At 47.7% G+C, this 20,277-nt stretch carries 15 protein-coding genes; 9 read left to right on the top strand and 6 right to left on the bottom strand.

The features are described 5' to 3' along the window. Positions 1 to 48: 48 nt before the first annotated feature. Positions 49 to 780, bottom strand: coding sequence for a 2-C-methyl-D-erythritol 4-phosphate cytidylyltransferase (gene ispD, locus HUF13_RS07615; protein ID WP_173474570.1), 732 nt, complete (start codon positions 778 to 780; stop codon positions 49 to 51). 116 nt (positions 781 to 896) lie between these two features. Between ispD and HUF13_RS07610 the strand changes: the two genes are divergently transcribed. Then, positions 897 to 1,244 (top strand): hypothetical protein, encoded by a 348-nt coding sequence (locus HUF13_RS07610; RefSeq protein ID WP_173474569.1) that lies wholly within the window; start codon positions 897 to 899, stop codon positions 1,242 to 1,244. A 6-nt stretch (positions 1,245 to 1,250) separates the two neighbouring features. Here HUF13_RS07610 and HUF13_RS07605 read toward each other — a convergent pair whose 3' ends face one another. Together HUF13_RS07605 and HUF13_RS07600 are read right to left on the bottom strand one after the other, a co-directional pair. After that, complete coding sequence (locus tag HUF13_RS07605) at positions 1,251 to 1,565, bottom strand: YbjQ family protein (protein WP_173474568.1); 315 nt, start codon at positions 1,563 to 1,565, stop codon at positions 1,251 to 1,253. Positions 1,566 to 1,692: 127 nt separating this feature from the next. Next, a complete protein-coding gene (locus HUF13_RS07600) occupies positions 1,693 to 2,256 on the bottom strand; it encodes a hypothetical protein (protein ID WP_304038941.1) in 564 nt (187 codons plus the stop codon). Between the two features lie 380 nt (positions 2,257 to 2,636). On the opposite strand from HUF13_RS07600, the gene HUF13_RS07595 reads away from it, so the two are divergent. After that, positions 2,637 to 5,060 (top strand): ATP-dependent helicase, encoded by a 2,424-nt coding sequence (locus tag HUF13_RS07595; RefSeq protein ID WP_173474566.1) that lies wholly within the window; start codon positions 2,637 to 2,639, stop codon positions 5,058 to 5,060. 215 nt (positions 5,061 to 5,275) lie between these two features. Here the strand turns inward: HUF13_RS07595 and HUF13_RS07590 are convergent, their stop codons facing one another. Beyond that, positions 5,276 to 6,532, bottom strand: coding sequence for an RluA family pseudouridine synthase (locus HUF13_RS07590; protein ID WP_173474565.1), 1,257 nt, complete (start codon positions 6,530 to 6,532; stop codon positions 5,276 to 5,278). Between the two features lie 54 nt (positions 6,533 to 6,586). Further along, entirely contained in the window at positions 6,587 to 8,299 is a 1,713-nt protein-coding gene (locus tag HUF13_RS07585; RefSeq protein WP_173474564.1) for an NAD(P)/FAD-dependent oxidoreductase, read from the bottom strand. 107 nt (positions 8,300 to 8,406) lie between these two features. Here HUF13_RS07585 and HUF13_RS07580 point away from each other — a divergent pair, with 107 nt between their 5' ends. From HUF13_RS07580 to HUF13_RS07550, 7 genes are all read left to right on the top strand, one after another. Next, the gene (locus HUF13_RS07580; protein WP_173474563.1) at positions 8,407 to 9,891 is read left to right on the top strand and encodes a DUF1846 domain-containing protein; all 1,485 of its coding nucleotides are present in this window, start codon (positions 8,407 to 8,409) and stop codon (positions 9,889 to 9,891) included. Between the two features lie 321 nt (positions 9,892 to 10,212). Then, positions 10,213 to 10,602, top strand: a complete 390-nt coding sequence (locus HUF13_RS07575) for a YkvA family protein (RefSeq protein WP_173474562.1) — start codon at positions 10,213 to 10,215, stop codon at positions 10,600 to 10,602. 167 nt (positions 10,603 to 10,769) lie between these two features. Beyond that, entirely contained in the window at positions 10,770 to 12,194 is a 1,425-nt protein-coding gene (locus tag HUF13_RS07570) for an FISUMP domain-containing protein (RefSeq protein ID WP_173474561.1), read from the top strand. Between the two features lie 241 nt (positions 12,195 to 12,435). Beyond that, positions 12,436 to 12,858 carry a T9SS type A sorting domain-containing protein gene (locus tag HUF13_RS07565; RefSeq protein WP_173474560.1) on the top strand — a complete coding sequence of 141 codons (423 nt, stop codon included), beginning with the start codon at positions 12,436 to 12,438 and terminating at the stop codon, positions 12,856 to 12,858. Positions 12,859 to 12,867: 9 nt separating this feature from the next. Further along, positions 12,868 to 15,999, top strand: coding sequence for a hypothetical protein (locus tag HUF13_RS07560; RefSeq protein WP_173474559.1), 3,132 nt, complete (start codon positions 12,868 to 12,870; stop codon positions 15,997 to 15,999). 56 nt (positions 16,000 to 16,055) lie between these two features. Further along, a complete protein-coding gene (locus HUF13_RS07555; RefSeq protein ID WP_173474558.1) occupies positions 16,056 to 17,969 on the top strand; it encodes a C1 family peptidase in 1,914 nt (637 codons plus the stop codon). Between the two features lie 297 nt (positions 17,970 to 18,266). Beyond that, a complete protein-coding gene (locus tag HUF13_RS07550) occupies positions 18,267 to 19,013 on the top strand; it encodes a fibrobacter succinogenes major paralogous domain-containing protein (protein ID WP_173474557.1) in 747 nt (248 codons plus the stop codon). A 105-nt stretch (positions 19,014 to 19,118) separates the two neighbouring features. Here the strand turns inward: HUF13_RS07550 and htpG are convergent. Continuing rightward, on the bottom strand, positions 19,119 to 20,277 hold a 1,159-nt coding region (gene htpG / locus HUF13_RS07545; protein WP_173474556.1), incomplete at its 5' end, for a molecular chaperone HtpG.

Here is a 20,277-nt window from a genome sequence, read left to right as displayed (position 1 = left end):
AGAGATCAGTTTAAATAGAGATATTTGAACTCGATTCCTCGTAAAAAATTAAATGTGTTTTGCCCGGCTTGCAAACACTTCAAAGTCTTCGGGTGTAGTGAGCTTGTCGTTTGCGGATTCGCCCTTGACAATATAGACGGGCTCGCCAAAGAATTCGAGGATGCTTGCTTCGTCGGTCGGCGTAAAGTTCAGCGGTTCTTTTGCAATGCGCGTATAGAGCTGCTTGAGCAAGTTGATGCGCGCTGCTTGCGGTGTCTGCGCAAGCCAAACCTTACTGCGGTCAATCGTATTTTCGACGCGTCCATCACTTGCAACCTTGATGGTATCGATGGCGGGTTTTGCAACGAGGCAACTGCCTTTGTTGACGAGTGTATCAAATACATCGCGGATGATTTTTTCGCTTATAAACGGGCGTGCGACATCGTGCACTAGAACGTATTCGGCGTTACTCGTGAGTGCATTCACGCCGTTTTCTACGGACTGCCAACGTTCTTTTCCGCCTAAAACGATTTTTAACTTTGTTCTAAACTTTTCGACATTCTCGCTTGCAGAAATCCAAGCTTCAATTTCTTTTTCGAAATAATCTTTCCAGTCTGCAGGAACCGCCATGACGACTTCTGCAATTTCGTCCATCTTGAGGAATGTTTCAAGAGAATACTGGTAAACGGGTTTGCCGCCCAATTGCATCAACTGCTTGGGGATGTTGCCGCCCATGCGCTTGCCAAGCCCGCCTGCGGGGAGGACTGCTGCGAATTTTTCAAAAAATAATGAATTTGCCATATAATAAAAATAGAAAGATTCGTGATTGTAGTCACGTGATTTAAAAGTAAGAACTAAAAAGTTTTTTGGATGATATGAATGTTTTTAATTTTGGCGCGGTGTATAGGGATAACTAAATGGAATTCGAAGAATTAAAACCGAGAAACCGAACGAAAATGGCAGTGGCCGCCTGCTTAGGTGGTTTTGTCGGAGCCCATAATTTTATGCTTGCGAACAGTGTTTCGGGTAGCATAAAAATTTATTTGACGTTAGTGGCTCTTATTGCTCCGCACCATGTTGGCCTTTGTATGGCGCTGGTCAATTTTGCTTGGGTGTTGTTTGATCTCTGGCAGATTTGTTTTGTGAAAACGCTGCCAGAAATCCGTTTTGAAGGTAGCCGAAAAAAAGCCGCGCTAGTGGTGTTTGTGTACTTGTCTATTGCGGCTGTTCTTGCGTTTTTCTTTATTCGAAATTACGGCGCGTAGCTGGGATTATTTCTTGTAGCGGACTGCGGTTCCGTAAGCGATGATTTCTGCGGCACTAGCCATCAGGCTGCTTGTGGAATAGCGCACGTTTACAATGGCGTCTGCGCCAATGGATTTAGCTTCTTGAATCATGCGTTCTGTTGCTTTTTGGCGCGCTTCGTTCATCATTTCGGAGTAGCCTGCAATTTCGCCACCGATAATTGTTTTGAGGCCTGCGAAAATGTCTCGAACGACATTCTTCGAAAAAACAATGCTCCCTTTGACGAGCTGGACTGTTTCGATTTCTTTGCCACTGATATAGTCTGTATTGACAATAAGCATTTGAACCTCCTGAATTTGGATGTGAATAATATACTCATTTGTATGGCGAAAAAATTTTGTATTGCATAAAAACCCTGCACATTTTCGTGCAGGGTTGGGGTTATTGAGGAGGAATATGAATAAGATCTTAGAAGACGAAGAACAATCCAATGTGGGGTGTGATATTTACGCCTGTGAATAGGTATGAAAGCTTATTTGTTTTTGACGGCTGGTCAGGATCGTTGTAATAGGTTCCTATTCCGTAAGCGTTTGTCGTGATATCGATTCCGCCAATGACGCCAATGGTGTCGAAAACATGGTAACCGACAACAACGTCACCACCGATGACTGCATCGACGTATATGGCTCCAGTGGTATATTTATGAGTCTCTGTTTTGATTTCTCCTTCGATGATTTTCAAATCAAGCCCGCAAAGAAAGTGTACGGAGACTATTAGTTTGTCGGACATTGGGGCCATGCCTATGCCTAGCTTGACGTTGAAATCGAGTCCTTTTAAATCGTTTTTTTTGTGGTATATTTCATCTTTGAGAGAACCATTCAAAAAGCCGATGCCTAAACCGAAAACAGATGAATAACCATTTGCTTCTGTTTTATAGCGAGTCCAACCGAATTGGTAGCTGATAGAACTCCATTCATTGTTGATGGCTTTTATCTTCCATGTTTCTGATTCGATGGGCAGATAAAAATTCATGCTCTGTAGGCTTTTCGTTGTCCTGTTAAGTTTTTCTTTGTTGTCCTGGGATGTGCTTTGTGCAAACAGCATTGTATTACACACAATAATTACGATAGCCACAGTTCTGGAGAACATTTTTAGCATATATACTCCTTGGCCGATAACGTGTTTTATCATTGCTCCGTCTGTAAATATAGCCAAATGTTCTAGAAATACTTAGAAAAATCTTACAAAAACGTTCCAATTTAGAATGGTATCGTACGAAATGGCGTTTTTTTGAAAAAAAAGGCTATTCGGTTGTCGTTGTGCTTCGGTGTCTATATGATTTAACTTGACGGAATAATTTTAAAAGACTACTTTTTGTGCAGTAAAACAAATGTTCACCATGCGAGGCGCAGATGGTTCTTTCCCCAGAAATGAAGGCTCAGGTTATGGACTCCCTTGAGGGAGAGCGCTCTCGTTTGGACAAGGAACAGCTGGAAGCTGTCGAAACGACCGAAGGTTATGTGCGCGTTGTGGCGGGCGCTGGATCGGGCAAGACGAAAACGCTCACGCATCGCTATTTGTATCTCGTGAAGGAAATGGGCATTTCGCCTGCGAACATTCTTTGCGTGACGTTCACGAACAAGGCCGCGAACGAAATGAAGAAACGTATTCGTTTGATTTTGGGCGGCGATGACAGCGGCTACATTTCCACATTCCACGGATTCTGTGTGCGTTTTTTGCGCGAAGAAATCCATGTGCTGAATTACCCGAAAGAGTTCATGATCCTGGACGAAGATGACCAAAAATCGCTTTTGCGCAAGGCGTATGCGGATTTAGGGTATTCACTCAAGGATTTGAAAATCAGCAGTGTCCTCGATTTTATCGGGGGGCGCAAGGCTAATGAATTGGATTACGTTTCGCTTTTTGCGGAATTGCCTTCGGAGAGTGTGGATGATCGCGGAGACGATGACCGCAGCGAGGAAAGTCGCGATGTGGATGATCGCGAAATGCCCAAAGATCATTTGCTGGAATTGTCTGATGATGCTGACGACAAGTGGATGAAGGTTTATTACCGCTATCTTTACGAGCAAAAGAAAAATTATGCGCTTGATTTTGATGACTTGATTCTGGTGACGCTGTACATTCTGCAAAGTTTCCCGGAACAGCTCGACAAGTGGCGCAAGCGCATGATGTATGTGATGGTCGATGAATATCAGGACATTGACGGTCAGCAATTCATGCTTGCGGATTTGCTTTCGAGCTATCACAAGAATTTATTTGTCGTGGGGGACCCGGACCAGACGATTTACGGCTGGCGCGGCGCGGATGTCAATCGCATTCTTGAATTTGACAAGACGCATCAAGGGACGAAGACGATTTTGTTGCAGAACAATTATCGTTCAACGCCGAGCATTTTGAAAGTGCCGGATGCGGTTATCAAGAACAACAAGTTTAGAATCGAAAAGGTCTTGAGGCCGGTTCGCGTTGGTGGAAAAACGCCTGTCTTTTACCATGCAAAGAACACTCGCGAAGAAGCGAAATGGATCGTGGAACGCATCCAGAATGCGGTGCAGAGTGCGGGCGGTATGCGTTACAAAGATATTGCGGTACTGTATAGAATGCATTCGCAGTCGCGTTCTGTCGAAGAAGCCTTGATGGCAGAAAATATTCCGTATAAGGTTTATAGCGGTGTCGGGTTTTACCAGCGCAAAGAAATCAAGGACGTGATTTGCTATTTGCGCATGCTCGTGTACGCCGATGATTTGTCGTTCTTGCGGACGGTGAACACGCCCAAGCGCCAGTTTGGGCCGCGCAAGGTTTCGATATTGCAGGCCTTTGCCGATGCGCGAGGCGTTGGGCTTTACGAAGCGCTTTTGGAAATTGTGTCGGAAGCCGGGATGTTGAATGATGTGGCTTGCGATATTTCATCGCAGGCAGAAATGTCGTCGGTGGGCAATGAACGCAATAAGATTGATTTTGATTGCAAGGGATTTTTGGCGCGGAGCAATGTCGTTGAGTATGTGAAGCTGATAGAAAAGTATCGTTCGTGCTACAGGGACATGAGTGTTTCTGAAATTTTGGCGAAAATTCTGCGTGAGACAAAGTACGAAGAAATGTTGCGCTTGGATGGCGACGAAGACCGCTTGGACAATCTCGCGGAACTGAAACAGGGAATTCTGGAGTTTGAAAATTATTACGAGGAAGATGCTTCGCTGGATGAGTATTTGCAAAATATTGTGTTATTCACGAATGTCGATGAAGATGCCGAAGAAAAAGATCGCGTGCAACTCATGACGATTCACAATGCGAAGGGGCTGGAGTTCCCGTACGTTTTTGTGTGCGGTTTGAATGAGGGCTTTTTCCCGGTAAAGCGTGTGCAGAATAAGGTTCAGCTAGAAGAAGAGCGCAGGCTTGCGTATGTGGCATTTACGCGTGCCGAAAATGTTTTATGCTTGAGTGATGCCGAAGATGGTGTGGCGGGGGAGAGCGGAACGCGTTATCCGTCGCGTTTTTTGCTTGAAATGGATATGGGCGGGCTAGATGTGGCTCGCGGATTATCGGAAGATTTGCTCGAAGCGGCGAAAGCGCATATTGCAAATGTCGATCAGGAACGGGATTTCTTGAGTGACGAAAGCTTGGGGCTAGTCAAGAAAGCGCCTTCGGCAACGTTTGAAGTTGGCGACCGCGTGATGCACAAGATTTTTGGCGTGGGTACAATCCGCGTTGTGGACGAAAAGAACTTCTGTTACGAGATTGCGTTTGACAAGTTTGCAACCCCGCGCTCAATTCAGTTCGATTTTCCACTTCGTGGCTTGACTGCTGCACCTCGGTCATGACAGAACATAAATGTTCTGTCGCGACACTCGGTTTGCGTGTCATTCCGTTAGTACGCGCCTAACGTTGCTGTTGCCTTCCCGGCCGGAGCCTGCCCGGACTCGTCGTCCTCGGAGCAACGCGGAGGGAATCCATTATTTCTTGAACTTGCGTTTGTTCCAGGGTGACAGGCTTTGCCTGCTTATGTCATGCCGCACCCTGTTGCGGCATCGCCATTTTATCGTCTACGGCTCTTTTGAAAGTTGTTTTCAGGGCGCTCGTAGCGAATCGGTTTTAACTGCTTGATGACGTTTCGAAGTTCTTTGGGGAGCGGACAGTCATAGACTTTGTGTTCACCGTTCCAGTCGAATTCTAGACGGCAACTATGCAAGAATAAACGGTTCAGACCGAATTGTTTTTTGACTTCGCGGTTGAGCGCAAAATCGCCGTAGCGCGTGTCGCCCAAAAGCGGATGCCCAATGCTTGCGAAGTGTGCACGAATTTGGTGCATGCGGCCCGTTTCGAGCTTGATTTTCACGAGGTCGTAGCCTTCGTAATGCTGCTTGACGCGGTAATGCGTGATGGCTTTTTGTGCGTTTTCGTCATCTTGGCCGACGAGCATCTTGCTGCCCTTGGCGCTATCGGTGCGCAAAAGCGATTCGTTGATGGTACCGCGGTCTTTTTTGAGGTTGCCTTTGACGAGCGCAAAGTAGAATTTGTCTACAACATGTTCGCGAATCATGCGCGTGAAGTCGCGGAGCGTGTCGCCGTGAAGCGCCGCAATAATCATGCCGGATGTTTCTTGGTCGAGGCGGTGTGCGATGGTCGGCTTAAAGTCTAGACCTTCGTTACGTCCCCATTCCCAAAGGTATTCCACGAGGCTTTCGCCGGGGCGCGTGCCGCTTCCAGGCTGGCTTGCGAGTCCCGAGGGCTTGTTTACGATGACGTAATCTTCGGTTTGCACGATAAGGTCGAGTTCGTGTGCGCCCCAATGCGCCTGCTTTTCGGCACCTGTTAGCGCCTTGCCCCAGGTCGATTTGTTTTTGGCAAAACCTGTTGCGCTTTTTGCGTCGGGGCGTTGCGGCCTTTGACCACTTAGTGCTTCAGCACTTATGTGGGCATGGCCACCTTTAGGTGGTGTGGCCCCGCTCGAAGGGGTTGCGGGAGCCGCTTCGGCGGCGGAAGCGAGGGGATGGCTTTCCCCTTCTATACTCCTCTCGTCTCTCGTCTTTGAATTGTCGCTTTGAGTCTCTCTTTCGTCTTTCGTCTTTCGTCTTTCGTCTATTTCACTAACGCTCTTAAAATTTTCGTAAATGTTCACGACGTCGCCTTCGACGAGCATTTGGTTTGCCTTGCCGACAACGCCGTTTACACGGACTTTCTTTTTGCGGATGACTGCGAAGAACACTGAGAGTGATTCTTCGGGGAATGCCTTGCGGAGGAATCGGTCAAGGCGCATGTTAGCAAAATTGCGATCGATAGTACGTGTGATCATAAACGGCCGGAAGTTGGAAGTAGACAGTAGGAAGTTGAACGTGAAAAATAAAAATCAATCTGTGCGGAGTTTCGTTGAAACAATCTTCTCAATTTTCGCGTAGTGTGCAAGGCGTACGCCGTCCGCGGCACTGGTGACGATTCCGCCGGCGTAGCCGGCGCCTTCTCCGAGGACAAAGAGTCCTTGGGTGTTCACGCTTTCGAGCGTTTCATTGTTGCGCGGGATGCGGAGTGGCGAGCTGGTGCGCGTTTCTGGGGCGACGATTAAACCTTGTTCGATGAAGCCCGGGATTTTGCGGTCGAAGTTTTGGAATCCTTCGGCAAGGCTGTTGCAAATGGTCTTGTCCATCCAATCCCACAAATTGCTGGGAGCGAGTCCGCAAGGGTAGGTGGATTTCGGAAGGTTTTTGTCTTCGCGGTGGGCGAGGAAGTTCTTGATGGTTTGCGCGGGAGCGGCGTAATTTTTCCCGCCAACGTTGTAGGCATCGGTTTCGATTTTTCGTTGCAAGTCGAGACCGCCAAAAAGCGAACCACTTGAGGGAATGTCGAATCCTTCGGCGCCTGCGGTAATCGGGACGGCGATGGCTCCGTTGGCAAATGCTCCGTTGCGGCGGCTGTAGCTCATGCCGTTTGTCGCGAGCGTTCCCGGTTCGGATGCACATGGCACAAGGACTCCGCCGGGGCACATGCAAAAACTGTAAGCGCTCGAAGTTTTGCTGAGCGTTGGCGTGGCGAGGAAATATTCGGCGGCGCCGGTGATTCTTGTATCGACGTTGCCGAGCTGGCGCCTGTTGATGAGCATTTGCGGGTGCTCAACGCGAACGCCCATGGCAAAGGCCTTGCTTTCGAGCTGGACTCCGCGTGCGTGGAGCAGTTCATAGATGCTGCGTGCAGAATGCCCAACGGCGAGAACAAGCGCTTCGCAAGGTTGCCAATGCGATTCCGCGATTTCCGTGTTCGCGCTTGCATTGGATTGCTTCGCGGAGTTTATCCCGGACATTGTTCCGGGGCTCGCAATGACGTTTTTCAGCTTGATCGCGCAAATTCGTCCGTGCTTAATTTCAATATCTTCAAGGCATGTGTTAAAATGGATGTGCCCGCCAAGGCGAACGATCTCCGCACGGATTTTACGTAACATCAAAACAAGTTTGTCCGTACCGATGTGCGGCTTTGCGAATGTCACGACGCTTTCGTCAACGCCGAACTCTACCATGTCCTTGAGGACTGTTTCGCTGAACAAGTTTCTGCTGCGTGTGTTGAGCTTGCCGTCACTGAATGCGCCTGCACCGCCTTCGCCAAATAGCACATTGCTGTAGGCGTTGAATTTACGATCTACAAAGAATCGACGGATGTCGCGGAATCGTTCTTCGACTTGCTTACCTTGTTCGTAAACGTCGACGAAAAAGCCTTTGCGTAATAGATGCAATGCCGCCCACAAGCCGCTTGGCCCTGCACCGATGATATCAACGTGGCTTGCCATGGGAACCGTACTTTTGCCCGGTTCTGCATCAAGACTGCGAATTTCACGTTTCGACTCGATGAGCCCGCGTGCGTTATTCCCCGTGGCGCGAACTTTCCGCTTCAAGTCAAAAACCACGTTGTATGACCAACGTAAGTCCCCTTTGCGCCTGGAATCTAGCGAAAAACGTTCCACTTCGAGGTTGAAGATTTCTTCGGGATTCACGCGGAGCGTTTTGGCGAGCGCAGAACGGACTTCACCCTTTTTTTCAAGGGCTACGGCAAGTTCTCTGTAGCGGTAAGTAAACATGTTCGTCGCTAAATTTAGAAATATGGCAAAAAAATATTTTTTTGGACTTGAGATGGTGGTTTACATTTTTTTATAATTGTGAAAACTCTCAAAATGGTATTTGTTATATGTTTAAAGTTGGTTTTGATAACGATGCTTATCTAAAAACTCAATCTGAAAAAATTCAAGAACGTATCTCTAAATTTGGTGGAAAACTCTATCTTGAATTTGGTGGAAAATTATTCGATGATCATCACGCAAGCCGCGTTTTGCCTGGCTTTGCTCCTGATTCCAAGATCCGCATGCTCGAAAAGCTCAAGGATAAGGCCGAAGTCATCATCGCCATCAATGCTGGCGACATCGAAAAGAACAAGGTTCGTGGCGACCTCGGGATTACTTACGATCAGGACGTTCTTCGCCTGATTGACGCCTTCCGTGGTTATGGCCTTTACGTGAGTAGCGTGGTGCTGACCCGCTGGCAAGAACAGCCGAGCGCCGTTGCTTATCAGAAAAAGCTTGAAACGCTTGGCCTCAAGGTCTATCGCCATTATCCGATTGCCGGCTATCCGAGCAACATTCCGCTCGTGGTGAGCGATGATGGTTATGGCAAAAATGAATTTGTTGAAACTTCCCGCGAACTCGTGGTGGTGACTGCACCGGGTCCGGGAAGTGGAAAGATGGCTGTTTGCCTTTCCCAAATTTATCACGAAAATAAGCGCGGTGTCAAGGCCGGTTATGCCAAGTTCGAAACGTTCCCGATTTGGAACATTCCGCTCAAACATCCGGTGAACCTCGCTTATGAAGCCGCTACTGCCGACTTGAATGACGTGAACATGATTGACCCGTTCCACTTGGAAGCATACGGTCAGACGACGATTAACTACAATCGCGACGTCGAAATTTTCCCGGTGCTGAATGCTCTCTTTACGCGCATTCTCGGTGAATCTCCGTACAAGAGCCCGACGGACATGGGCGTGAACATGGCTGGCAACTGCATCGTTGATGACGCTGCTGTGTGCGAAGCCGCCAACGCCGAAATTGTTCGCCGCTATTACAATACTTTGTGCCAAGTCCGCAAGGGCAATGCCGAAAAGGATCAAGTCTACAAGCTTGAACTTGTGATGGAACAGGCTCACATCAGTGCGAAGGACCGCAAGGTTGCTGTCGCTGCTGTGGCGAAGGCTGAAGAAACGAATGGTCCGGCAGTTGCTATCGAATTGAACGATGGAACGATTATTACGGGCAAGACCTCTTCGTTGTTGGGCGCCTCTTCTGCAGCGTTGCTCGATGCATTGAAGCACCTCGCGAAGATTCCTGACGAAGTCCGCTTGCTCTCTCCGATGGTGATTGAACCGATTCAGAACCTCAAGACCAAACAGCTCGGTCACAAGAACCCGCGCCTCCACATGGACGAAGTTCTCGTGGCACTCTCCGTTTGCGCCTTGACCGATTACAACGCCAAGATTGCTCTCGAAAAGCTTCCGGAACTCCGCCATTGCGAAGTCCACTCCAGCGTAATCCTCTCGCAGGTTGACGTTGGCGTGTTCCGCCGTTTGGGCGTGAACCTCACATCGGAACCGAATTACCAGACGAGCAAACTCTACCACGGGTAACAAAATCGTCTAAGCTTCGCATAGCTGCGTTCTCGACCCTCTCGTCGTACTATTGTACGCCTTCGGGGTCTGCGGCTACTGAAACTCCGTACTTTAGTACGGGAAATGGGCTTTGCCCATTGTTCGTTGAAGGATGTCGCAATCCAATCTTGTCGAAAATTTATTTTCGTTTCAAGATTGTGATTGTGACCTTGCTCTGCTCGCTTATCCGATTTTTTAGAAAAGGCTAATCGGCGCAATTATTTTTAAGACTATCGAAAATTCGGTAGTCTTTTTTGTATATATTAAAATTGTAATTGGTTTATATAGAGGACTGCTTGGATGCCGCAAGAGAAAGTTTATGATGATGTCGAAGTTCACAACGTGAACGATTTGCATCAAACGAAAAGGGATGTTAAGGTGGAAGGACAGGGCGAATCTCCGGTTATTTGGAAGGCGCTTTCTGTTGTAATTGCGATGGCCGCTGTCATTTACGACTTGTCGCCCATTGATGTGGTTCCTGATGCGATTCCCATTTTTGGTTGGCTTGATGATGTCGGCTTTACTTTGATGGCTGCACTCAACGCTTACCAGCATTTTTCAAAAGATCAATCTGCTTTGCATGTTCGTTTGGCGAAATACGTCAAGTGGATGATGGTCGCGTTGATTATTCTTGCTGGTGTCGCTGTCGGCGGTCTTTTAACGGCAATAATTGCGCTTGTAACGCGATAAACTTTTACGCTTCAAAGCTATGTTACGCTATCCCCCGTGCTATGTCCGGGGGCTTTTTTTATAAAATAAGCTTAATTATCAAAAGTTGATGGTGAACTTTTTGACATTTGCGTTTTCTTTTCTTACATTAAACCAAATGCTTTAATTTGTTCCTTGGAGAGGATTTGATGAAAAAGATTAGTGTTATGAAAAGGTCCCTGAGTGGGACACTGAGCCTGCCGAAGTGCCTGTCGAAGGGCCTTGCAATTTTATCCTGTGTTTTTCTTCTCGCTGCTTGCGGTGACGATAGCGGCAGCAGAGCCGATTCTGACGAACCGGTGTCCAGCAGCAGTAAAAAGGACAGCTCGAAATCTAGCAGTATCACGGCGAAGTCCTCTTCAAGTGCAAAGTCCTCGTCTGCGGACGATTGGGATGATGACGAAGAAATGTGCTTGCCACCAACGATATTTGGCTTGGCGGGTGAAGAGGGGTGTTCCGATCCGAGTATTTTGAGTTCCGTAAAGCCCGCTAAGCAGTGCAAAACGGAAAAGGATGATAAGTGCGAATACGGCACGATGACCGACCCTCGTGATGGCAAAAAGTACAAGACGGTTGTCATTGGTGAACAGACTTGGATGGTGGATGACCTGAATTACGAAATGGAAGGTTACAAAAAGGGCCGTTATAAGCAAACCGCTGCGATGCATGCTTGCCCTTACGGTTGGCATTTGCCGAGTGAATGCGAATACATGATTTTGATGGAGGCCATTGGAGGGTCTGACGTGGCGAGTAAAATGCTAAAGTCTACGACCGGCTGGAAAGAAGGCCATAATGGTGTTGATGCTTTCGGTTTTTCGGCTCAGCAACTTTCTGATTTGGATGACACTTATTTCTGGACGAGCAATTTTTATACCGACCTAGCTATAACCATGTGGGTTAGGGGTGATGAAGATGCTCATACGACTTGGTGGATTCGCCCTACATGTGAAAAATATCCGGTTCGTTGCGTTAAGGGGTATGGCCCTTCGGATGTGGGTGTCGAACGTAGCTCCTTCAAGGATTCTCGTGATGGTCAAACGTACAAGACGGTAAAAATCAATGAGCAGTGGTGGATGGCCGAGAATTTGAATTACGAGTCGGAAAATAGTTTTTGCTTCTATGATAACCCAAGCAAATGCGAAGAGTATGGTCGTCATTACACATGGGCGGCGGCGAAGACTGCATGCCCTTCTGGCTGGCACTTGCCGGATACGACGGAATGGAATACGTTGATAAACCTTATGGGCGGTAAAGATGAAGCTGGCAAAATCCTCAAATCCACAAGTGGTTGGGAGCCTTGTAAACGATATCGAACTGCAAGAAAGGGTGATGAAATTGTTAGGGTTGATACTATTCCAGTTGTGAACTTGGATAAATACGGATTTACGGTTCTTCCTGCGGGTAATGCCCATACAGTCTTCGGTCTGGAGGGCATTTTGGCGGAGTTTTGGACTTCCGTAGAACAGGGCGATTCTTTAGCAATCGACATGATAACCGCATATACGGATGATTCATTTGTGCCGGCTAAATCAGAAAAAAATTGGAAACTCTCGGTCCGGTGTATCAAGGACTAGTATAGACGAAAATCGCAAAAATTCAAAAAGACCACGATTGGATCGTGGTCTTTTTCTATGCTTAATCATTTCATGGATGCGAAAATTTGATGAGTTTGTTTTAATCAAGTAAAAATATTTTTACATAAAATAATGAGTAAAAAGGCTCGAACTGTCTATTAACGAGTGAAATGGCCTAATAAGTCATGAAAACACAATAATCAAAAAAAACTAGGAGTGACCCCTTCATAAAGGAGAAAATATGAAAAAATTCGTGTTTCTCATGCTCGTTTTAACAACCTTCGCTTTGGCTGCAAAAACGCACATTATCAAAATCACCAAGGCGGACGGCACCACCGAGCGTTTTTGGGTAGAAACTCTGTCGAAAATAACATTTGTAGCCGATAAAAACGATTCCTCCAAAATAGTGTCGATTCCTGTGCCGATGAAAAAGCTAGGTGCGTCGGCAACTTGGAATCGTCAGACCTCAAGTTTGTCTGTGTTCGTTCCTGAAGGTCGTTCGGCTGTCCGTATTTTTGATGCCTTGGGTAACTGCGTTTACCGTAACGCAACTCTCGTGAAGGGCATGAATGTGGTTCAGCCAGGTCTTCATTCTGGATTCTACGTGGTGCAGGTCCGAACAGGCGCCCACCTTACAACTCTTAACATCAACGTGAAGCAGTAAGGGGAAAGGATGAAGACGATTCAAAAAATTTCTGCCCTTCTTATGGCTTTGGCTCCGTTCAGCATGGCGGGCGTTATCAATGTATATAAAGATGGCGAGAAAAATGCCACGGTAAGCCTGAATTTGACGACTATTGACAGCCTGACTTTTTCCGGAAAAGCAGAAAAGAAAGAGATGAACATTTCGGGAAAGGCCAAACAGGCTATTAAACTTTCGGATATGGACCGCATGGCGTTCACGCTCAAGGACAAGAGCAAAGAAACGATGACCGTGACGGTAGGCGAAGGCGTCTTGGCTGGGAACCATACATTCAAGCTTTCAGAAATCAAGAACATTGAGATTGTCGAGATGGATGCTGAAGAGGACATGGATGGCGACGGCCTTACAGACCTTGAGGAAATCTACAAATACGATACGAACCCGAAAGCCGCCGATACGGATGGCGATGGCTGGAGCGATGGTGAGGAACTTGCCGATGGAATGTATTCGCCCACAAACCCGACCAAGTTCAACCCGCGTATTGCCGATGTGCCGGGGCTTAGGGTGACCTTGAAAAAAACACCTGGCATATGGCTCAATGTAACGACTTCAGAAGGGAAAAACGAGAGCGAAACTGTCTCTGAGGGCATGGAAGTTTCCAAGACGAATTCTACGAGTTATGAACAAACACGCAGTGCAGACATTATGCATGCTCAATCAGCTTCGACGACTCTAGGTACTGAACTTGGCATAGATGGGGATGGTGTGGTCGCTAAATTTGTTGGGAATGTTACTGTTGGTTACAACGGCAGCTATACCAGTTCTACAGGCATGACCTGGGGCTCCTCCGAAGAAAAGAGCGTTGCAGAAAAATTCGAAAAGGCCATTGCCAAGGAAAAGTCCGAAGGTAGCGAAGTGAGTGGAGCTACCCTCTGCATGCAGGTGGAACTCAAGAATACCTCGGACATTGCATTTACCATAGAGGCTTTAAAACTGTCTGCTTCTACCTATGACATTAAAGATACTAGTACATTGACAATCCTTGCCGACTTGAGCCGCGACGGCAGTTTAATTTGGAGTAACATCACGCTCAAGCCGGGTGAATCGACCGACGCAAATTTCTGCAATAGCGAAGTGCCGGTTGAACTAATTAAGAACCTAATCTACAATACAAGTTCTATCGTGCTCGGTTCTTCGACGCAAAAAATAACCATTGATGGAGGCAAAGACGATTTCACTGTAGCTTACACAAAGGTGGCAGCCAAGACCGCTGACTTCACTATTGATTATGGTCCCGGATCTAGCGGCAACCCGTCTGTACGATATCTAGTTGCAACGAATTACCGTTATAATCCCGACCACAAGGGGACTGATGACATGTATGCACAGACTTCCCTTGCGGAACTGTTGCGCAATGCCCACGTAAATTTCAAGCAAGATTCAGTTGAAGGCCCTTCAAAGAAAAAACTTTATGGACTAGCCTCTATTGATGAATACAAATTCAACCTAGCCGATAGTGCCATGTGGTTTGTTACGGTTCAACGTGCTGCGGACATCAAAAAAGGACTCAACACCATGGCTTTATACTCAATCGCCTATGCCTCCTACGATTTGGAAAAGATTTTCGTAGGTGCAGGTGATGCCGTACATATTTTCTACAGCAAAGACCAGGACCACGACGGGGTTCCCCTCCCGACAGAGTACTTGTTCGGAACGGATGATAAGAAGGCGGATTCTGATGGTGACGGCTTGTCGGACTACGATGAAATCATCGGCTGGACCAAAGGTGAATCTACAGTCAAGATTTATACAAATCCGGCAAACGATGACACAGATGGCGATGGATTGAACGACAAGGAAGATCCGGAACCGACCAAGCGTGCGATGTTTGAGGACGCCTCTCTCTCCATACTCAAGGTGCTTGCTTCGGATCCGTCGGAGGCCGGGGCATCTGCTTTGCTGAGCAAGGATTCTATAGCACTTGCTAAAGCGAACAATTTCGACGTCTTTGTCCAAGCTCCGTCCGCCTTTATCAAAGTCACGCCTAATGCGAAAAAGGTTGCGTGGCTAAAGTTTACAACGGATAAAACAATGCAGTATGTTCAACCGACTGTAGAAAGCGGCAAGAACGTTTACACCTTCCGGACTCCGGAACAACTTTCAATATTGGATACCACGAGAGTTAAAATTGAAGTAAAATCTGAAGATGAGGCTACTGTCAAAACCTACACGTTGTCGATTACTTCGGCGCTGATGCCTCCGACGAACTTGACGCTTGGAAAAAATGTAGGCCGTTCACAAATTATCGTGAACTTCGACCGTTCAAAAGATAGCCGCGTGAAAGGGTATGTCATTTTGCGTGGCGACAGTGCTGCTACTTTGCCGGATAGAATTGAAAACAAGGTTAAAATGGCAGACAGCGTTGCTTACAACGGTTTTGTGCCCACAATGAGAAATGCCGATGAAAACAGCTATCCCGATAAGGTTGGTGAAGGTTCTCCTTATTATGCCTATCGCGTATATGCCTATGGAAAGGAAGGCGATGACATGGTGTTCTCTACGGGTACGGACCAGCATGTGCGTAGTGTAGGCCGATTGAAGGTGGACATTACATTTACTGATGTTGGTTCTGAGTACTGGTACTATGAGAGGGGTAGCGATAAATGTCGAACAGACTTGACTACGACTGTTACTCTCCTTACTGGAAAGCGCGCACTAGTTTCTTGGTATGTTTTTGATTACGATGCAGGATATAATAGTTTCAAGGAAACGGTGATATGGTATTCTCAAGCATTAGCAGATGGAAAAACGAACGGAGAAGATCAAATTCCAAAAGGAGGTCCATACACCTTTAATATTGGCAGTGAAGGGCTGTATTTGGACATCAACTCTTTCATGTATTGCAGTCAAATGCCAGAACGTGATTTCGCTCAACAAGGAATCAGTTGGCCGTATGCACAAATGGCAGATGACCTGAATGGAGATGGTGTGAGCGGCAACGCTCCAAAACAGGGCGAGAATAGGTTCCTTATTGGTCAGGGGGGAATCAAATACAACGACACTGACGGTATTTGCGATGAATCCTCCTGCGGCCCCGAACCCCATTCGGGTTACAAGTTTAATATTCACTACGATTTTGTAGATGATGACGATCTCTATTAATCAGTTCTAGCAAATTCACGAAGCCCCCTCTACGCAGGGGGCTTTTTGAGGTTATAATGAATTATGGATATATTCTAGGATTGTCTTTGGGGCTGCTTTGCTGTTCCGCCTTTGCATCGAATTTGCCTTCGGCGGTAGACAATTCCGCAACGCCGTATTTTTTCAGGGGTTACGATCAAGGGGAATCAGGCGCATGCGCATCAATTTCCCGCATCACGATGTCGCTCGGTTACGAACGCAACGCCTATTACAGGGTTCCTGCGGACTCCTCGAATCTTTTGCCCGCGTATTTCACGTGGCAGGTTGTAGCATCCGGACATGCGTCCGAAGCTCTGCTTGCACAAAAGGTGGGTATTCCCGATGCCGCTACTTATGGCGGAATCCTTTATTCTAATACCTACGGAAAATCTTCAAGCAATGTGCCCGAAGACTACGGCTGGATGCAGGGCTATTCGCGTTGGCATGATGCCATGCACAATAGAATCGACAGCGTAACCTTTATTTCGCTTGCTACAAGCGAAGGTCGTGATTCGCTCAAGGGCTGGCTTTACAACCACTGGGGCGATACGACTTTTGCCGCAGGTGGCGTTGCTGCTGCAAGTTTCGATATTGATTCCTGGACGTTGGATACCGTCAAGATCAAGGATGAACCTTGGATTGTCGCGACATCGCTCCCGGGGGCAACAAACCATTCGGTGACAATCGCGGGATACAACGACAGCATTTGCATCGGTGAAAATTGCGGCGTATGGATTGTGCAGAACAGTTGGGGACTTTCCTTCGGGAATGAAGGGCGGTTCCTCGTTCCGTACAGCGTCTATGCGGAAAGCCGCTCCCCAGTCGTTGAAATTTTCCATTTGCGCAAGGACTACGTCCCGAAACGCACCGTGAAAATCCGCATGTCATACGGGAACCGCTCAAAGATACGGCTTTCTATAGGCATTTCGCGGGATACTTCTGCAAAATCTCCCTCGAAAACGGAATACCTGTACCATTTCCGAAATGACGGTTTCAAGGGCCCGATGCTCGGCACATGGAGAGATGGCGTGCATACGGAGGAAATGGAATTCGGTTACGACCTTACGGACATTTCGTCGGGATATGATTTGAGAAAGCCGTTGAAGTATTTCTTTACCATTCAGAGGGAAGATTACGAAGACGAGGGTACGCTTTCTTTCCTGAGCGTCAAGGATTACGCCATCGACAGCGTGGTGCAAGAACTTGTCGTTGTCGAAGACACCGTGAAACTTTCGGAGCAGGGGCGTTATGAATGGGCGTTTGTCATGCCGGGGAATCCGATTGTTGCTGTGGATCACGTTTTGAACGGTGACTACACTTTTGAAAAACTTCCTGCTACTGATTCCAAGAGTTCTGTGCCAAATCTCCGAGACTGGAACCCTTCAACGGTTTGGATTTCTACAAATGTAAATACATTCCCGGCTGAATTTTTAATATCGACCGAAAAGGAAACTTTGGGGCTTATGTATCAAGGCGATGAAACAACGGATGGTTTCTTGCGCAATTTCACTGTTTCGGGAACTACCGACGGCGAAGAATTCCAGAAACTTGCCTCTGGAACTTTCAAGGAAAATGAATCGCCGCAGTATGTGTTCTGGAAGCAGGGGAGATATACCCAACTCAAAATAGAGGTCGATGACTTGTGGTCGTCATCGGACAATTCAATGCATATTGCAGAGCTGATGTTGATCGTTCCGCCGGATTCAGCATCATTTGAGGCCGTTGCAATAGATGGGCTTGTTGCAGGCGGCATCCTGGACGCGGATTATCCGCTCTTGCCCCTTGAACGCGACAGCGCTGATTCGACAGGTGTGGGAATCGGCTTCACGAATTTTGTGGATAAACGCCGAAGTCTCGATGCAGGGCAAGCTCCCGCGAAAATATTTATCCGGAATCATGAGGTTCTAATCCTTAGGGATGGTGAAATGTTCCGCGTAAACGGAGTTCGGTAAAAGTGTTACTGGATCCTTCGCGACCTGAGTTTGTCATCAACTATTCATCGGTTCCCGAAAAACAGATGAAAAAGGCTATTTCGCTGCTTGAAAAAATTATGGATTAGGATTTGTTCTCTAAATCTGAGTTATTCACGTTGTCACCCCGGATTTGTACAAGTACAAAGCCCTTCGGCTCAGCTATGAAAATGCAAGCATTTTCGCAGCGTTCGCCTTGGTTGCTTTTATTCCGGGATCGCCTTTTTCAATCCCCAAATTACTTATATTTACTTAAATATGTATGAGGAGGAGATATTTATGAAAAAGTTCTTGTTTATTGCGGCATTGTCTATTTTTACCGCCTGCGGTGGTGACGATTCTTTGTCGGCAAGTGTGCACGACACCATGGCTATATACGACGAAAAAAACAACACCGTGACGGACCCTCGCGACAACAAAACCTACAAGACCGTGAAAATCGGAGATCAGGTCTGGATGGCGGAAAATTTGAATTATGCCTATTTGCAACCTACTGAAAAGCGGGATTCCAGCAGTTTATGCGTCGATGATTTGTTGAAGAATTGCGAAAAATATGGACGCCTTTACTTGTGGAGTGCGGCCATGGACAGTGCGGGCGTATGGAGTGTGAACGGCAAGGGATGCGGCAATGGAAAGAAATGCTCGCCGACCTACCCGGTGCGTGGAGTTTGCCCCAAAGGCTGGCATCTGCCGACACTAGGGGAGTGGAGCTCTTTGTTCAGCGCTGTTGGTGGAAAATCAACTGCTGGAATAAAACTCAAGTCCTCGTCCGAGTGGGATAATGATGCCAACGGCACGGATGATTTCTCGTTTTCGGCGTTGCCAGCTGGCTATGGGGACTTTTATGGGATTGGCCACTGTGAGGGCGAGGACGCGTACTTTTGGAGTTCTACGGATAACTACGAAGGCGTTCAGCGCATGCACTTGAGCGACGGCAGTGGGTACTACAACGCCGATGGTGGGTATTTGGACCACGGCAAAAAGGACGACTGGCTTTCAGTTCGTTGCGTAAAAGACGACGAATAAAGTGAGCATTACGAAATTGAAAAAAGGCCGCGATTGAATCGCGGTCTTTTTGTATGAAAAGTGTTACTGGATCCTTCGCCTTCGCTCAGGATGACGCCAAAGGCGTCACTTCACGCTAGCAGTCAGCAACTTGGTGATTGCAGCGACGTATTCAGCCGGGTTCGGGAGCGGAGAACCTTCAGCAAGCAAAGCCTGACCGTAGAGGGCCTTCGGCCAATCGCCAAGATCTTCCTTGGCTTCGGCTTTCTTCTTGAGCATTTCGCAAATCGGGTGCGTCGGGTTGATTTCCAGAATGCGCTTGCTCTTCGGCAAGTTCTTCTGGCCCATGGCCTTCATCATGCGTTCCATCTGGGCGCTCATCGCATCTTCGCTGGTCACCAAGCAGCAGGGGCTATCCTTCAGGCGGCTAGACACGCGGACTTCCTTGATGTCTTCGTCCAAGACCTTCTGCAGGTTTTCGCAGAGACCCTTGAAAATGCCCTTGTTTTCTTCTTCGGCCTTCTTTTCTTCTTCGGTCTTTTCGAAGTCCACATCGCCACGGGAAATGTCGTGGAACTTCTTGTCGCCGAATTCCGTGAGGCTAGACATCATGAATTCATCAATGCCATCGCTCATGAGCAACACTTCGTAGCCCTTGGCCTTGAATGCTTCGAGCATCGGATTCGACTTGATGGCGTTCTTGTCGCCCACGAGGTAGTAGATTTCCTTCTGGCCTTCCGGCATGCGCTTTACGTATTCGTCGAGGCCTACGAGAGCATCGCCTTCGGTCTTGGTGCTTTCGAAGCGGAGCAACTTCTTGAGTTCGTCAAGATGTTCCCAGTTCATGTAGAAGCCTTCCTTCAACACCATGCCAAGTTCGCGCCACCAAGCGTTGTACTTCGCGGCATCCTTGTCGGCCATGTTCTGCAAGGCGTCAAGCACCTTCTTGATCACGTGCTTACGGATGTTCGTGATGATCTTGTTGTTCTGCAAGATTTCACGGGACACGTTCAGCGGCAAGTCTTCGGAATCGACCACACCGCGCACGAAGCGGAGCCAAGGCGGCAGCAAGTCCTTGCAGTCATCCATGATAAAGACTTTCTTCACATAAAGCTTCAGGCCATGCAAAGCGTCGTTGTGCCAAATGTTGAACGGAGCCTTGGACGGAATGTAGACCAAGCTCCAAAATTCCTGGGAACCTTCGGCGTGGCTGTGGCTCCAGGCGGCCGGTTCGTCGGCTTCGTGGCTGATGACGTTGTAGAAATCCTTGTACTGTTCTTCGGTG

Source organism: Fibrobacter succinogenes (genome assembly GCF_902779965.1).
GTDB lineage: Bacteria > Fibrobacterota > Fibrobacteria > Fibrobacterales > Fibrobacteraceae > Fibrobacter > Fibrobacter succinogenes_F.
This window is presented reverse-complemented; position numbering and strand designations above follow the sequence as displayed.

Excerpts from the sequence above, each read along its gene's own strand:
- ispD (WP_173474570.1), bottom strand. The coding sequence starts at position 780 with ATGGCAAATTCATTATTTTTTGAAAAATTCGCAGCAGTCCTCCCCGCA.
- HUF13_RS07610 (WP_173474569.1), top strand. The coding sequence starts at position 897 with ATGGAATTCGAAGAATTAAAACCGAGAAACCGAACGAAAATGGCAGTG.
- HUF13_RS07605 (WP_173474568.1), bottom strand. The coding sequence starts at position 1,565 with ATGCTTATTGTCAATACAGACTATATCAGTGGCAAAGAAATCGAAACA.
- HUF13_RS07600 (WP_304038941.1), bottom strand. The coding sequence starts at position 2,256 with ATGAATTTTTATCTGCCCATCGAATCAGAAACATGGAAGATAAAAGCC.
- HUF13_RS07595 (WP_173474566.1), top strand. The coding sequence starts at position 2,637 with ATGGTTCTTTCCCCAGAAATGAAGGCTCAGGTTATGGACTCCCTTGAG.
- HUF13_RS07590 (WP_173474565.1), bottom strand. The coding sequence starts at position 6,532 with ATGATCACACGTACTATCGATCGCAATTTTGCTAACATGCGCCTTGAC.
- HUF13_RS07585 (WP_173474564.1), bottom strand. The coding sequence starts at position 8,299 with ATGTTTACTTACCGCTACAGAGAACTTGCCGTAGCCCTTGAAAAAAAG.
- HUF13_RS07580 (WP_173474563.1), top strand. The coding sequence starts at position 8,407 with ATGTTTAAAGTTGGTTTTGATAACGATGCTTATCTAAAAACTCAATCT.
- HUF13_RS07575 (WP_173474562.1), top strand. The coding sequence starts at position 10,213 with ATGCCGCAAGAGAAAGTTTATGATGATGTCGAAGTTCACAACGTGAAC.
- HUF13_RS07570 (WP_173474561.1), top strand. The coding sequence starts at position 10,770 with ATGAAAAAGATTAGTGTTATGAAAAGGTCCCTGAGTGGGACACTGAGC.
- HUF13_RS07565 (WP_173474560.1), top strand. The coding sequence starts at position 12,436 with ATGAAAAAATTCGTGTTTCTCATGCTCGTTTTAACAACCTTCGCTTTG.
- HUF13_RS07560 (WP_173474559.1), top strand. The coding sequence starts at position 12,868 with ATGAAGACGATTCAAAAAATTTCTGCCCTTCTTATGGCTTTGGCTCCG.
- HUF13_RS07555 (WP_173474558.1), top strand. The coding sequence starts at position 16,056 with ATGAATTATGGATATATTCTAGGATTGTCTTTGGGGCTGCTTTGCTGT.
- HUF13_RS07550 (WP_173474557.1), top strand. The coding sequence starts at position 18,267 with ATGAAAAAGTTCTTGTTTATTGCGGCATTGTCTATTTTTACCGCCTGC.